We start from the raw sequence: 14603 nt of genomic DNA on the forward strand, positions 1-14603 counted from the left end.
AGAGGTATCTCGGCATGTTGATCGAGACCGCCGGCCTGCGGAAGACCTACCGCAGCCGGCAGAAGAAGGAGGAGGTCGAGGCCGTCCGCGGCGTCGACCTCACCGTCAAGGAGGGCGAGATATTCGGCTTCCTGGGACCGAACGGCGCGGGCAAGACCACCACGCTGCGGATGCTGGCGACACTGCTGGAACCCACCGGGGGCACCGCGCGGGTCGCCGGGCACGACCTGTTGAGGGAACCGCACCTGGTCCGCCGCGCCATCGGTTACGTCGGCCAGTCCGGGGGCACGTGGGGCGAGGTCACCGCCCGCGAGGAACTGGTCATGCAGGCGAAACTCTACGAGATGCCCAAGGCCGAGCAGCGGACCCGCGCGCAGGAGGTCGTCGAGGCGTTCGAGATGACGGAGTTCGCCGACCGCAAGATCAAGGGATACTCCGGGGGCCAACGCCGCCGCCTCGACGTGGCGCTGGGCACCGTACACCGGCCCAGGCTGCTGTTCCTGGACGAACCCACCACCGGTCTCGACCCCCAGTCCCGCGCGCACATGTGGGAGGAGGTCCGCAAACTCCGCGAACGCGGCACCTCGGTCTTCCTGACCACGCACTACCTGGACGAGGCCGACGCCCTGTGCGACCGGCTCGCCATCATCGACAACGGCGAGATCGTGACCGAGGGGACCCCGCTGGAACTGAAGCGCCAGATCGCCGGCGACATCGTCGAGATCGGCGTCTCCGGTGACGGGCGGGACGCCGCGGCGGTCCTCGCGGACAAGCCGTTCGTCCGCGAGATCGACACCGACGAGTCCGGCGCCACCGGGACGACGTTGCTGCGCCTGTACGTGGACGAGGGCTCGGTCGCCGTGCCCGACATCCTGCGCACCCTCGACGGCGCCGACATCGCGCCCGCCTCCATCGAGCTGCACCGCCCCAGCCTCGACGACGTGTTCCTGAAGCAGACCGGCCGCTCGCTGCGCGAGTCGGCGGGATAAGGAGATACCCCGATGAAACTGATCCGCGACACCTGGCTGGTGTACTCACGGCAGATGAGCCTCGTGCTCCGCCAGCCCATCTGGGTGCTGGTCATGCTCATCCAGCCCATGTACTACCTGGTGCTGTTCGGGCCGCTGCTGCAGAACATGCCGACCCGGCAGATGGGTTTCGAGTACGGCGCGATGGAGACCTTCGTCCCCGGCCTGGTGATCATGATGGCGATGTTCGGCACCCTGTTCGCCGGGTTCGGGCTGATCGCCGAGATCCGCGAGGGCGTCATCGAACGGATGCGCGTCACCCCGGTCAGCCGGCTGGCGCTGCTGCTGGGCCGGTCGCTGCGTGACGTGTCCACACTGGTGTTCCAGGCCGTGGTCCTGGTACTGCTGTCCGGGCTCATCGCCGGACTCACCATCAACTGGGCCGGACTCGGGCTGATGCTGCTCATCGTGCTGGCGATCGGACTGGCGCTGTCGGCGGCCTCCTACGGAGTCGCCATCATGCTCAAGAGCGAGGACGCCATGGCGCCGCTGCTCAACACGATCACCCAGCCGGTACTGCTGCTGTCGGGCATCATGCTGCCGTTGACGGTCGCGCCCGACTGGCTGCGCACCCTCGCGAAGTTCAATCCGTTCGCCTACGCGGTGGACGCCGCCCGGGCGCTGTTCAACGGCGACCTGACCAACCCGGTGATCTGGCAGGCGGCGGCCCTCATCGGGGCACTCGCGCTCCTGCTGGTGTTCTGGTCGAGCCGGAAGTTCGCACGTTCCACCTCCTGACCTCCCCGTTCCGCTTGGTCCCCGCCCGGTTCCGCTTGGTCCCCGCCCGGCGAAGGCGGCCTGTCCGTTATGGCAACGGAAAGCGCTGTCTGTCTGGATTACAAAGCGAGTGAGCCCCCGACGGCGGGGACCACGCGCGCAATGGCGGGGACCAAGCGGTACGCCGGGGCGGTGACGGGGACGCCACCGCCCACGGTGGGCTTGCTCAGTTCTCGGCGGCGTTCTCCGAGGCGAGCCGCGCGGCTTCCTCCTCGGCGGCCAGGCGGGCGTCCTCCTCCAACACCTCGATGTCGAACTCGCCGTCCTTGACGCCCTCGACGAAGGCGTCCCACTCCTCGGGGGTGTAGATCAGGATCGTGCCGTCGGGTTCGTCGGCGTAACGCAGCGCGACGAGACCGTTGTCGGCGAAGCCGATCTCCAGCTTGCCCGGCGAACCGTCGAGGTTGGTCGTGCGGCGCCATTCCGCCGTCGCGGTGTCGAATTGGCCCTTCAGGGGGTGTTCACGGATCGTGTCGCTCACTGATCGTCTCCTATTCGCGGTGTCTCCACACCGTTCTAACGTACGAATCAGCCGCCGGACACGCGGTGTCTCACCGATCGACGGCGTCCCACAACGCCGACATCGGCACGCCCCACGTGATGAACATCCGCCGCAGCATGGGCATCGAGACACCGATGACGGTTCCCGGGTCACCGTCGATCCGGTCGACGAACGGTGAACCCAGTCCGTCGATCGAGAACGCCCCGGCCACCTGCATGGGCTCGCCGGTGGCGACGTAGGACGCGATCTCCTTGTCCGTCAGATCGGCGAAGTACACGGTCGTCGCCGACGACCGGGTCAGTCGTAGGTCCCGGCGCGTGTCGATGAGGCAGTGGCCGGTGTGCAGGACACCCGAGCCGCCTCGCATCGACTTCCACCGGGTGACGGCCTCCTCCGCGTCGGCGGGCTTGCCGCAGATCCGGCCGTTGAACTCGAGTACCGAGTCACAACCCAGCACGTAGGCGTCGTCCTCCAGCTGCGCGGCGACCTTCTTCGCCTTGGCCTTGGCCAGGGCGCGACTCAGGCCGCCCGCAGTGTCCTCGGTGACGGTCGATTCGTCGAAACCCGAGACGATTACCTCCGGCTTCAGCCCGGCTGCCTGGAGGGTGCGCAACCGGGCCGGTGATGCCGAGGCGAGAATGAACCTCATGGCGGTGAGCCTAAAGTATGACGGCGCTCCCAGCCCGTCCAGGCAACGCCGACGAACGCCATCCGTGTGTCACACCCAGCCGGGCCGCCGGATCCGACCACGCCGACCGGCGCGGTGGTGCCGCCGGGGGCGCGACGGTGGTCGCGGCCGACAGGACCGCGCACACCACCGCCAGCTCGGTGTCGTCGGGAGAGCCCGCGGTCACCGTGATCTGCACTGGTTCACCTCTCGATGTCGAATTCCCGGTTGACCCGCTCCCAGAAGCCGTCGCGGACCCAGATGCGGGCGCCGGGATGGTCGCGCAGCGAGTATCCCAGTTCCTTCTCGGCCTCGACGAGCAGCTCCTTGTCGATGACGGTCGGCAGCGTGGGCCCCGGCAACAGGTCGGCGATGTTCTCCCGTCCCCGGGTGAGGATCCACTTGTGGGCGACGTACTCGCCGATGCTGACCACCGCCTCCTGCTCGAACTGGCCGCCCACGCCGGTGCGGACGAACGACGGCCGGGCCTGTTCGGCCTCCTCCAGCGCCTCGGCCGCGCTCATCGTCACCGCCACCGAGTGCCGTTGCCCGAAGACCGAGGCGGGCGACGGCTGCTGCGGCACCGGCTCGGCCACCGGCGCGCCTGCGATCTTCGCGGACGCGGCCGCGGCGGTGCCCAGCTTGGCGAAGTAGGAGCGGCAGTCCTCGGCGGAGATGATGTCCAAGGTGTCGGCCTCCCACACCAGCCGTTCCGCCTGGTTGGTGCCGTACGGGGGTTCGACGCCCCACACGTGGACCCGCACGCCGTACGCCTGGGCGATCTCGACGGCCGAGACCATGTCCTCGTCACCCGCCAACAGGATGGCCTCGTGGATCGCGCGGTGCCGGGCGAGCTGTTCCAGGTCGGTGCGGATCATCGCGTCCACGCCCTTCTGCTGGCCGCGCGAGTTCAGGTTCCCCAGCCGCACCTTGACCAGTTCCATGTGCGCGATGACGCGCTGATCCACCGTCGGCACCCGGTCTCGCGCGGCGTCGAACCAATACACCCGCAGCAGTTCACCGTCGGGAAGCTGGTGGGCGGCACGTGCGATGAGCGCGCTGATCAGCTTCTCGGCGTCGACCTTGTACTCGCGCCGGGACGTGACACCCAGCAGGACCTCGGCGGCGGCGGCGTACAGGTAACCGACGTCGATGAGGATCGCATACCGGCGGGACACTTTTCCAAAACAATCGTGGTCGAGCAGGGACATCCAAAACTCCAATGTAGATTCCAATGGGCTGGATCCCCGGCCCGGCCGAGCGGCCGGCGAGACCGTCACCACACGGCGACCGGTCGGCCGACGGCCCGGCGTCGTACCGGGAAAGATCACGCGCCCATAACGAAGCTACCGGAATCCGGGCGGATCGGGCACCCGCCACCGCGTGGATGTGCGCGGCATGACCCCCACCGCGGCGGTGTCGTCGCAGGTGGCCGTGCCGTCGAGGGGTCCTCGGACGGCCGCCGCCGGGTGTGGCGTGGTGACGGCACCGGAGGGCGCCGCCACCACGGGTCACAACGGGATGTTGCCGTGCTTCTTGGGCGGCAGCGACTCGCGCTTGGAACGCAGCAGCCGCAGCCCCCGGGTCAGTTCCACCCGGGTCGCCGAGGGCGCGATGACCGCGTCGATGTAGCCCCGCTCGGCGGCCACGTACGGGTTGGCGAGGGTGTCCTCGTAGTCGGTCATCAGTTCGGCGCGCCGCGCGGCCGGGTCGGCGGCCTCGGCCAGTTCCCGGCGGTACAGGATGTTCACCGCGCCCTGAGCGCCCATCACGGCGATCTGCGCGGTCGGCCACGCGAAGTTCAGGTCGGCGCCCAGGTGTTTGGATCCCATGACGTCGTAGGCCCCGCCGTACGCCTTGCGGGTGATGACGGTCAACTTTGGCACCGTGGCCTCGGCGTAGGCGTACAGGAGCTTGGCGCCGCGCCGGATGATCCCGTTGTACTCCTGGTCGGTGCCCGGCAGGAAGCCCGGCACGTCGACGAAGGTCACGATCGGGATGTTGAACGCGTCGCAGGTGCGCACGAAACGGGCCGCCTTCTCCGAGGCGTCGATGTTCAGGCACCCCGCGAAGTGCATCGGCTGGTTGGCGACCACGCCGACGGTGTGACCCTCGATCCGGCCGTAGCCGACGACGATGTTCTGCGCGAACAGCGACTGGACCTCGCAGAACTCCCCGTCGTCGAGCACCGAGGTGATCACGTCGTGCATGTCGTAGGGCTGGTTCGCCGAGTCGGGGACGAGCGTGTCGAGCGCCGCGTCGGACTCGTTGACCGACAGGTCCACGTCCACGGGGTACGCCGGGGCCTCGTCGAGGTTGTTGGCGGGAAGGTAGCCCAGCAACTGCTTGACGTAGTCGATGGCGTCCTCCTCGTCGGTGGCGAGGTAGTGCGCGTTGCCGGAGGTGGTGTTGTGGGTGCGGGCGCCGCCCAGCTCCTCCATCCCGACGTCCTCACCGGTCACGGTGCGGATCACGTCCGGGCCGGTGATGAACATGTGCGAGGTCTTGTCGACCATGACGGTGAAGTCGGTGATCGCGGGGGAGTACACCGCGCCGCCCGCGCAGGGACCCATCACCAGTGAGATCTGCGGGATGACGCCCGAGGCGCGGACGTTGCGGAAGAAGATCTCGCCGTACAGGCCGAGTGAGACGACGCCCTCCTGGATCCGGGCGCCACCGGAGTCGTTGATGCCGATGATCGGGCGTCCGGTGCGCATCGCCAGGTCCATGACCTTGACGATCTTCTCCCCGAACACCTGGCCCAGCGATCCGCCGAACACGGTGAAGTCCTGCGCGAACACGCAGACCTCGCGCCCGTCCACGGTCCCGTAACCGGTGACGACCCCGTCGCCGTAGGGGCGGTTGGCCTCCATCCCGAAGTTGGTGCTGCGGTGCCGGGCCATCTCGTCCAACTCCACGAACGAGCCCTCGTCCAGCAGCAGCGCGATGCGTTCCCGGGCGGTCTTCTTGCCCCGGGCGTGCTGCTTCTCCACCGCGCGGGCGGATCCGGCGTGTACCGCCTCGTCACGTCGGGCGGCGAGATCGGCGAGCTTGCCCGCCGTGGTGTGAATATCGATATCCGGCACGCGGCGATCGTACCGGCTGCCGGGTTCGCCCGATCACCGTCGCCGTGGCCGGGGAGATCCGTCACCGGGGCGCGGGCGACAATGTCGGACGGATCGACAGGGAGGAACGGACATGACGGTGCGCGACCCCTTGGACCCGGCGGGGCTCACCGCGTCGTCGGTCGGCGGCATGTGGCGACGGGTCCGGGTGCGGGAGGAGGTCGGCTCGACCAACGCCGAGGTCGCCCGGCTGGCCGCCGAGGGCGCTCCACACGGCACGGTCGTCACCGCCGAGTCCCAGTCGACCGGTCGGGGCCGTGCCGGCCGGGAGTGGGTGTCGCCGCCGCGCGGCGGCATCGCGGTGTCGATGCTGCTGCGACCGACCGCCCCGCAGGCCCGTTGGAGCTGGCTGCCGTTGTTGGCGGGAGTGGCGCTGGCCGAGACCGTCGAGACCCGCGCGGAGGTGCCGGCCCACCTGAAGTGGCCGAACGACCTGCTCGTGGGGCCGGGACACAAGACCGCCGGCATCCTCGCCGAGGTGGCCGCCGGAGCCGTCGCGCTGGGTGTGGGTCTCAACGTCACCCTGACCCGCGAGGAGCTTCCCCGCCCCGACACCACCTCGCTGCTGTTGGCGGGCGCGCGTCTCCTCGACCGCACCGTGCTGCTCGCGGGCCTGCTGCGGACGGTGGAACGCTGGTACACGGCCTGGGACGCCGCCCAGGGCGACCCGGAGCGGTCGGGGTTGCGCGCGGCGTACTTGCGGTACTGCCATACGGTGGGCCGCAACGTATCCGTCTGGCTGCCCGACGGCGAACGTCTCGACGGTGCCGCCGTCGACATCGACGCCGACGGGCGGTTGTGCGTCGAATCGGAGGGGCGCGTCACGCCGGTGGCGGCGGGGGACGTCCACCACGTACGTTTGCCTTGAACCGGGGCGGGCCGGCTCCGACACGCCCGGCCGGCGACCCCGGTACCGCCCGGCACGCGGCCCCGGAGGCGGGTCCACCCCACACGCGCCGACCCCTTGGAGGTGCAGTTCGTGATCGGCCACTCCCTGCGCGCCCTGGGCTTGACGTCCGGCGAGGAGGGCGCCTATCGCGCCCTGCTGGCCGTCCCGGACTCCGACGTCACGGAGCTGGCCGCGTCGCTGGGAACATCGCAGTCGGCGGCCACGGGCGCGTTGCGGACGTTGACGCAGCGGGGACTCGCGCGGATGGTCACCGACGAGCGGTTCGCCGCCGTGGCCCCCGACGCCTCACTGATCTCCATGTTGTCCGAGCAGTTGGAGGCGCTGCGCACCGGATACGCCGCCTTCGGTGAACTGGAGCAGGTGTACCGGGACGTTCAGGCCCGGCACGGTGTCGTGGCGGGTGTGGAGACGGTGCGCGGTGCGGCGGCCATGCGGTCGCGGATCGGTCAACTCCAGGATCACGCCCGGCACGAGGTGTGCAAGTTCGTCAGGCCGCCGTTGGTCACCGACGGAGACACCCACGCCTCCTGTGACGCCGCGGTCCGCCGGGGAGTCCGCTACCGGCTCGTCTACGAGAAGGCGATGCTCGACGACCCCACCGCGATGGCGACCGTGCGGCGTGCCGCCGACCAGGGGAAACAGGTCAGGTTCGCCGCGACACTCCCGGTGAAGCTGATGCTGGTCGACGGCCGGACCGCGTTGATCTCCGAAGCCGACCAGCCGGTCGCGCTGGTCACCGAGCACCCCTCGCTGGTGCGGTTGGCCTCGGGGCTGTTCGAGCAGGTGTGGCCGACCGCGGTGCCGGCCGCCGGGGGAGTCTCGGCGGGGGATGTCGCCGGCGAATCCGGTCTCGCCGACCCCGACGACCGGTTGTTGTTGTCGCTGCTGCTGGCGGGCCTGACGGACCAGGCGATCGCGGTGCGGTTGGGCGTCGGGCTCCGCACCGTCCAGCGCCGGGTGCGGGACCTGATGGACGCGGCGGGGGTGGACACCCGCATCCAACTGGGCTGGCAGGCCAGCCGCAAGGGCTGGGTCGCCTGATCGCGCCCCGGTCACGCGGGGCTGCGCGATGCCGGGGTACATCCGCCGGATATGCGGTAGCTTGCATACGACGCACCGAAGGAGGTCGCCGTGGGGTTCCCGCAGAACCTGCTCTCCGAGGACGAGCGGGTGGTGTTGCACATGCATCCCCATTGGAAGGAGCTGATCGGGCCGGCGGTGTGGTTCGTGGTGGTGGCGGTGGCCGGCGCGGTGGCGTTCTTCGTCCTCCCCGGCACCCTGGGCGGTTGGTCGGGTGTCGGCCAGGTCGTCGTCGTGGCCGTCGCCGTGGTGCTGCTGCTGTGGCTGTCGGTGCTGCCCTGGGTCGACTGGGCCACCACGCACTACGTGTTCACCACCCACCGCCTGTTGTTGCGGACCGGCGTCATCACGCGCAAGGGGCGTGACATCCCGTACGCGCGGGTCAACGACGTGTCGTTCGAGCAGACGGTGATCCAGCGGATGTTCCGTTACGGGAAGCTGATCGTCCAGTCAGCCAGTGAACAGGGCGCGGTGATCTTCAAGGACATGCCGAAGGTGGAGCTGGTGCAGTCGACGTTGTACCGCCTGGTCGAGGAGGACCGCAACCGGCGTGCCACCGACGACGCGGGCATCTGAGCCGACACGGCCGTCGTGACCGGGGTCAGCCGCGGCGACGCCGGAACCAACCCCGGAAACGCATCCGCAGCACGACCACGCCACGTTGTTCGCAACGCAGCGCGCCCGAGAGCGTCACGGTGCCCAGGCCCGGGCGGGACCGCGACGGCGCCTGCGCCAGCACCCGCAGCGAACCCCGCAACCGGTCGCCCGCGCGCACCGGGGCGTTCCACCGCAGTTCCTCCACCCCCGGGGAGGCGTCGGCGGCCGCGCGCGACAGCACGGCGGCCACGTACAGCCGCATGAAGAGGGCGCTGGTGAACCAGCCGCTGGCGATCACCCCGCCGAACGTGCTCTCGGCGGCCAGCTCGTCGTCCACGTGGTACCACTGTGGATCGAACGCGGTCGCGAAGGCCCGCATCTCCGCCTCGTCCACGACGACCTCACCCAGGTCGAACTCGCGTCCCACCGTCAGGTCCTCGTAGAAGAGGTCGGCGGGGCCACCGGTACCGGATCGCATGAGCCCAGAGCCTACCGGGCCGCGTCTCCCACCACGGTGCCGTCGGCGGAGGTCCGGGCCGTCTCCTCCTCGTCGGGAACCGCCGGCCGGTGGGCGCCGAAGACGAACCGGCGGTACGACCAGAACCGGAACGCGGTGCCCAACGCCAGGCCCCCGAACTTGGCGATGTTGAACGCCAGGACGTCGGTGTGCTCGTCGAAGTGCATCCCGTACCGGGCGATGAACAGGATCATCGACTCGATGATCAGGCCGACCACGTTGAGCGCGAAGAACAGTCCGTACTCACGCCGCAGCGACGACTTCGGGAGGTGACGGTACGTCCAGTGCCGGTTCATGAAGTACGAGCACGTGGTGGCGACGGCGGTGGCGACCACGTTGGCCTTCAACGGGCCGATCGGCAGCAACAGGTTGAAGATCGCCAGGTTCACCACGGTGTTGACGGCCCCGATGCTCGCGAACTTGCCGAGCTCCTGGGCGAGGTTTCGCCACCGGTCGGGTGGTCGCCGAATCAACCGCACGCCGTAACGATACGTGTGAGCCCCACCGCGGCCTCAACGGCGACCAGGTGGCGGCGGGTCGTGCGGCCGGCGGTGTCCTCAACGGGTGGGCGCCGACTCCGGGCGCACCCGGCGGAACACCCAGGTCCGGTAGGCGTGGAACCGGAACAGTGTGCCCAACCCGACGCCCAGGACGTTCACCACCAGGTTGAGAGCCAGCGGGTTATCCAGCACCTCCGGCCACCGTGCCACCGCCACCTGGTACCCGACCGCGACGCCCAGGGTCAGTCCCAGCCCGACGGTGTTGAACGCGAAGTAGGTCAGGTATTCGCGGTGGAGGGCGGCCCTCTCCCGGTCACGCCACGTCCAGAAGCGGTTCCCGACGAATGCCAGGCTGGCGGCGAACACCGTCGACAGCAGTTTCGCGGGGACGGTGTGGACGTGCCATGCGTAGTGCGCCAGGTTGAAGAGACCGGTGTCGACCAGGTACGCGACCGAACCCACCGCCGCGAACCTGGCCGCCTCCCTGCCCAGGTCCGGCAGCCGTTCCCGCCACCGCGCCCAGGCGGTCGTCCGGGAGGTCATCCCGGCACCGGTGTCGCCACGGCCAGCACTCCGACCTCCAACGGATCCCCTCCGGCGTCCAGGAGTAGAACGGTCGGTTCCGGGGAGGTGGTCGTGCGGCACACCCCCACGTCGACGCCGAAGGTGTGCCGCCGGGGCCCCTCCAACGCCCCGTACGCACTGCTGTGGCCGAGGTTCGCGGGAATCCCCAACGGCCTGCCGGCCACCGAGAGGTCGTCGCCCAGGAGCGTGCGGTCGCCGTCCCACAGCGTGTAGGCGACCTGGACCTCGCCGCCGGCGGGTATCCCGACGGTGAGTTCGTCGTCCGCGCGGGGCTGTGCCAGGCCCTCGTACACGGCCGTCTCCCGGGGCGGCGTGCCCGCGACGCGGTACACCACCGTCATGCTCCACCCGGCGTACTGATGCCGTCCCGAGGGGATGTCGGCGGAATCGGTCGCGAGCCAGTAGTCGCCCGCGCCGGTGACCAGCGCCGTGACGTCGGCGGCGGCCTGCCTGACCGGTCGTTCGACACCGGTCCACTCCCGGTCCGCCGCGACGTCGTGCGCGTCGCCGCCGGGGCCGAACAATCGCACCGACGGGGGCGGTGTGTCGCCCGAGTTCGCCCAGTGCAGCCCCGCCCACAGCACCTCGGCGCCCCCCGGCAGGTCGAGACGGGCGCCGCTGGCGGCCGCCGACGGGTCGAGGCCACCGGGCCGGCCGGGCGCGTCGAGGTACGGCTGGAGGTCCACGGTGTGATTGTCCGCCAGCGGGTGAAGGCACATCGGTCCCGGGCGGCAGGTCAGCCAACCGTTCCCGGTCGCGGTGACCCCGGTCGCGTCGACGGCGGCGAACGCGGTGGTGGTGCCGGGCGGCGCGATCGGCACGCGGAGCGCGGCGGCGCCCTCTATGCGCGGGCCGGTGACCTCGGCGTGGATGTCGTGGAACCCGGTGACCCGCGGCGGGATGGTCAACGGCACCCTCGCCACGGTGCTCTGCCCCGGCCGCAGGGCGTCCCGGTGGCATTCGACGCGACCGGTCCCGGCGGTGCAGTCCCATCCGTCCCCGGCGTCGCCACCCGGCCCACCGATGGACTCCGGAAGCGTCAGGACGAGCCGGAGGTCGCCGGACGGCGTGTGGGCCGCCACCGTCGCGACGCGACCGGACCGCGCGGCCTCGGTGACCGTGCCGGTGCGTCCCGGCGGTGCGTCCGGGACGGACAGCTCGACCGGCAGACTGCCGTCCGCGCCGGCCACGAGTGTGGACAGTGTCGGGTCGGTGGTGATGACGTAGTCGGCCGGCGGCGGCGCGTCGTCGGGCTCGTCGGGTTCCTCACCGGGCGGATCGTCGGCGGGCTCCTCGTCCGGTGGCGGGTCCTCGGCGGGCGGGTCGTCCTCCGGTGGGTCCACCGGCGGCTCGGGCTGTTCGGCGGGAGGCTGCACCTGCGGTGGTTCGGGCGCCGGACCGTTCGCCAGCATGACGAGCGCCAGTACGGCCGCGATCACCGTCATCCCGGCGCCGGTGGCGGTGGCCGTCCGGCTGCCGACCCGCTCCACACCGGTGCGGATCCAACCGATCACGTGCCGCACCGCCTCCGCGAGGCCGAGTGTGAGGCCGCCCCACCATCCGATGACGACGGCTCCCTTGACCGCTCCGGCCGCCCCCAGGTACGCGGGCGCGGAGCCGCCGACCACCAGGAACGCCAGCAGTTCCCGGAAACCGGAGTTGATCTCGGCCAGCTCCAGCAGCGCCAGCCCACAAGCGGCGCACCCCCGGAGGTGGTCGTCGACCTTCCCGGCGTCACGCGACGACAGGCCGCCGCGGACCCGCGCCCCGAGCCGACCGGCGGTCCAGCGGCACTCCGCCTCGGTGACCGCGTGCAGATGCTCCTGGAGGTACATCTGCCGCAGCTTCTCCCTGGCGCGGTAGGACAACGCGGCCACGGCGTTGGGCGTCAGGCCCAGCATCGGCGCGATCTCGGCGGCGGACTCCCCCTCGACCTCGGTGTGCCACAACACGACCTGCCAGCGTTCCGGCAACCGCTGGAACGCCCGTGCCGCGAACCTGCGTTCCTGCCCGGCGACCGCGGTGTCCACGAACGCCACTCCCGGGTCGTGCTTGGACATGTCGTCGGTGAACTCGACCCTGCGGTCGCGCCGAGCCCGGTCGTAGAAGGTGTGCCGCAACGTCGTCAACAGGTACGCCCGGAAGGCCAGATCCGGTCCGTTGCCGTTGCGCAACGCCGACAACACCTTGGCGAACGTCTCCGACACCAGGTCGTCGGCCGCGGCGGCGTCCCGGGCCAGGATGCGGCCGAGCCGGCGCGCGGCGGCCACGTGTCGCTCGTACAGCTCACCGTAGGCGGCCGTGTCGCCGTCGCGTGTGGCGGCGATGAGTTCGGCGTCGCCGCGGGGATGCGGAGACTCCGGTGCGGGATCACGGGGGGATCGGCGTGAGGCCATCGGGCATGAGGTCTTTCACGTGTGATGCTCATTGTGGGGAGCGAGACGAACACGGATTGTCGCCACAGATTAGAGGAAAGCGCGTCATCGCGGGCCGAGACGCGCGTCTTTCCTTCGTCGGAAGGGCGACGGCCCTTGGCCTCCGACGGATTCGAGGGGTTGATGAAGCGGCGCAGATGGTTCAGTTGCGGCCGGGTCGTTCCGTCCACCGGTGACGGTCTGCACCGGTTGCGGGAGGTGGTCGTGCGGTTGTGCCGGGAAGGTGCCTCCCCGGGATACGCCCTGGTGGCGGTGGCACCCCCGGCGGAACTGGCCGGCTTCGACCGGTTGGCGGCCCGGCTGGAGTACGCCCGCGTGCTGGCACAGTCGCCCGCCGCGTCGCATGTCACCCTGACCGGCGCGGGGCCGGTCGTGGCGCTGTGGACGCCCGACGGTGAACGGGAACGGTGGCGCGCGTTGCGCGCCCGGCTCCACCGCGCCGACGGATCAACGCACCCGCCGCGGTTGCGGTTCGGACGGTTGCCCGTCGAGCCGGAGGGGGCGCTGCGGCTGCTCGTGGAGTTCTCGTCGTGACCGGGTCCACAGGTCACGGCGTGAACGGCGCTCCGACCCGGCCCTCTAAGCTGGCACGCGTGAAGTCGCGTGTGCCGGTCGTCGTGGCGGCTCGGTCTTGGGGAGGTCACGATGGATGAGCGGACTCAACTGCCGGTGCTCGGCATGGTCGGCGGCGGCCAGTTGGCCCGGATGACGCATCAGGCGGTGATCGCGCTGGGGCAGTCGCTGCGGGTGCTGGCCGAGTCGCCGCAGGACGGCGCGGCCGTCGTCGCCGCCGACGTGTCGATCGGCGGACCGGCCGACGCCGAGGCGCTGGCGGCCTTCGCCGCGGGCTGCGACGTGGTGACCTTCGACCACGAACACGTCCCGGGTGAACTGATCGAGAAGCTGGCCGCCGCCGGTCACGTCCTGCGTCCGGCCGCCGCGGCGTTGCGGTACGCGCAGGACAAGCGGGCGATGCGGCGGCGGTTGGGTGAACTGGGCCTTCCCATGCCACGGTGGCGGACCGTCGACTCCGCCGACGACCTGGTGGAGTTCGGTGTCCCCTGCGTGGTGAAGACCGCGACCGGAGGTTACGACGGCCGGGGTGTGTTCATGGTCGAGGCCGTGGACGACGTCGCGGCGCTGCTGGCGGCGGGAGTGCCGCTGTTGGCCGAGGAGCGGGTTCCGCTGGTGCGGGAGTTGGCGGTGCAGATCGCGAGGTCTCCCGCCGGTGAGACCGCCGTGTACCCCGTCGTCGAGACCGTGCAGCAGGGCGGGATCTGCACCGAGGTCATCGCCCCGGCACCGGATCTGACACCGGAACGGGCGCGTGAGGCGACCGACATGGCGGTGCGGATCGCCACCGAACTCGACGTGGTGGGGATGCTCGCGGTGGAGTTGTTCGACACCGGCGACCGCCTGTTGGTCAACGAGTTGGCGATGCGACCGCACAACAGTGGACACTGGACTATAGACGGTGCCGTGACCTCGCAGTTCGCGCAGCACGCGCGGGCGGTTCTCGACTATCCGCTCGGTGCCACCACGCCGGTCGCGCCGGTGGTCGTGATGGCGAACGTGCTGGGCGGCGAACCGGGGGGACCGCGTCTCGACGAGCGGCTGCAACGCCTGCTGTCCCTGGACCCCGAGATGCGGGTGCACCTGTACGGCAAGGCCGTGCGGCCGGGGCGCAAGATCGGGCACGTGACCGTCACCGGTGACGACGTGGCGGACCTGCGGCGCCGGGCGACCCGTGCCGCGGCGTTGCTGCGCGACGGCGTCTAGCCGCGAATCCGTGATCACCGCCGCGGCGCCGGCGGGGCGGGCCGGTGTCGCCCGCCGGACGACAGGTCCAGCGCCGGTGGAACCGAACGATCAGGAGGACG

Annotated in this window: 16 protein-coding genes; 7 read left to right on the top strand and 9 right to left on the bottom strand. The window is 70.6% G+C overall.

Going from position 1 to position 14603, the window contains the following annotated elements; genetic code table 11:
- Positions 1-17: 17 nt before the first annotated feature.
- Together LX16_RS17260 and LX16_RS17265 are read left to right on the top strand one after the other, a co-directional pair.
- A complete protein-coding gene (locus LX16_RS17260) occupies positions 18-989 on the top strand; it encodes an ATP-binding cassette domain-containing protein (RefSeq protein ID WP_147140881.1) in 972 nt (323 codons plus the stop codon).
- Between the two features lie 12 nt (positions 990-1001).
- Positions 1002-1766, top strand: a complete 765-nt coding sequence (locus LX16_RS17265) for an ABC transporter permease (RefSeq protein ID WP_147140088.1) — start codon at positions 1002-1004, stop codon at positions 1764-1766.
- A gap of 205 nt (positions 1767-1971) precedes the next feature.
- Here the strand turns inward: LX16_RS17265 and LX16_RS17270 are convergent, their stop codons facing one another.
- The 5 genes from LX16_RS17270 to LX16_RS17290 form a co-directional block, all read right to left on the bottom strand.
- Positions 1972-2286: a DUF397 domain-containing protein gene (locus tag LX16_RS17270; RefSeq protein WP_147140090.1), complete on the bottom strand. Its 315-nt coding sequence runs from the start codon at positions 2284-2286 to the stop codon at positions 1972-1974.
- A gap of 70 nt (positions 2287-2356) precedes the next feature.
- Complete coding sequence (locus tag LX16_RS17275) at positions 2357-2956, bottom strand: Maf family protein (RefSeq protein ID WP_147140092.1); 600 nt, start codon at positions 2954-2956, stop codon at positions 2357-2359.
- A 10-nt stretch (positions 2957-2966) separates the two neighbouring features.
- Positions 2967-3173 (bottom strand): acyl-CoA carboxylase epsilon subunit, encoded by a 207-nt coding sequence (locus LX16_RS28105; RefSeq protein WP_147140093.1) that lies wholly within the window; start codon positions 3171-3173, stop codon positions 2967-2969.
- 4 nt (positions 3174-3177) lie between these two features.
- Positions 3178-4185, bottom strand: a complete 1008-nt coding sequence (locus LX16_RS17285; protein WP_147140095.1) for an NYN domain-containing protein — start codon at positions 4183-4185, stop codon at positions 3178-3180.
- Between the two features lie 300 nt (positions 4186-4485).
- Positions 4486-6060, bottom strand: coding sequence for an acyl-CoA carboxylase subunit beta (locus tag LX16_RS17290; protein ID WP_147140098.1), 1575 nt, complete (start codon positions 6058-6060; stop codon positions 4486-4488).
- A gap of 112 nt (positions 6061-6172) precedes the next feature.
- Here LX16_RS17290 and LX16_RS17295 point away from each other — a divergent pair, with 112 nt between their 5' ends.
- From LX16_RS17295 to LX16_RS17305, 3 genes are all read left to right on the top strand, one after another.
- Complete coding sequence (locus LX16_RS17295; protein WP_147140100.1) at positions 6173-6967, top strand: biotin--[acetyl-CoA-carboxylase] ligase; 795 nt, start codon at positions 6173-6175, stop codon at positions 6965-6967.
- 111 nt (positions 6968-7078) lie between these two features.
- Positions 7079-8050: a TrmB family transcriptional regulator gene (locus tag LX16_RS17300; protein WP_158645638.1), complete on the top strand. Its 972-nt coding sequence runs from the start codon at positions 7079-7081 to the stop codon at positions 8048-8050.
- A 90-nt stretch (positions 8051-8140) separates the two neighbouring features.
- Positions 8141-8665, top strand: coding sequence for a PH domain-containing protein (locus LX16_RS17305; RefSeq protein ID WP_147140104.1), 525 nt, complete (start codon positions 8141-8143; stop codon positions 8663-8665).
- Between the two features lie 25 nt (positions 8666-8690).
- Here the strand turns inward: LX16_RS17305 and LX16_RS17310 are convergent, their stop codons facing one another.
- From LX16_RS17310 to LX16_RS27205, 4 genes are all read right to left on the bottom strand, one after another.
- The gene (locus LX16_RS17310) at positions 8691-9164 is read right to left on the bottom strand and encodes a MaoC/PaaZ C-terminal domain-containing protein (protein WP_147140106.1); all 474 of its coding nucleotides are present in this window, start codon (positions 9162-9164) and stop codon (positions 8691-8693) included.
- Positions 9165-9175: 11 nt separating this feature from the next.
- Positions 9176-9682, bottom strand: coding sequence for a GtrA family protein (locus tag LX16_RS17315; RefSeq protein WP_147140108.1), 507 nt, complete (start codon positions 9680-9682; stop codon positions 9176-9178).
- Positions 9683-9760: 78 nt separating this feature from the next.
- Positions 9761-10246 (bottom strand): GtrA family protein, encoded by a 486-nt coding sequence (locus LX16_RS26685; protein ID WP_158645639.1) that lies wholly within the window; start codon positions 10244-10246, stop codon positions 9761-9763.
- Entirely contained in the window at positions 10243-12684 is a 2442-nt protein-coding gene (locus LX16_RS27205) for a sigma-70 family RNA polymerase sigma factor (RefSeq protein ID WP_211354555.1), read from the bottom strand. The genes LX16_RS26685 and LX16_RS27205 overlap by 4 nt, the downstream gene beginning before the upstream one ends.
- 162 nt (positions 12685-12846) lie before the next feature.
- On the opposite strand from LX16_RS27205, the gene LX16_RS17330 reads away from it, so the two are divergent.
- Both LX16_RS17330 and LX16_RS17335 read left to right on the top strand, forming a co-directional pair.
- Entirely contained in the window at positions 12847-13257 is a 411-nt protein-coding gene (locus LX16_RS17330) for a hypothetical protein (protein ID WP_147140110.1), read from the top strand.
- Positions 13258-13368: 111 nt separating this feature from the next.
- Positions 13369-14502 (top strand): 5-(carboxyamino)imidazole ribonucleotide synthase, encoded by a 1134-nt coding sequence (locus LX16_RS17335; protein ID WP_147140112.1) that lies wholly within the window; start codon positions 13369-13371, stop codon positions 14500-14502.
- The last annotated feature ends 101 nt before the right edge of the window (positions 14503-14603 follow it).

The organism is Stackebrandtia albiflava, assembly GCF_007994225.1.
Classification (GTDB): domain Bacteria; phylum Actinomycetota; class Actinomycetes; order Mycobacteriales; family Micromonosporaceae; genus Stackebrandtia; species Stackebrandtia albiflava.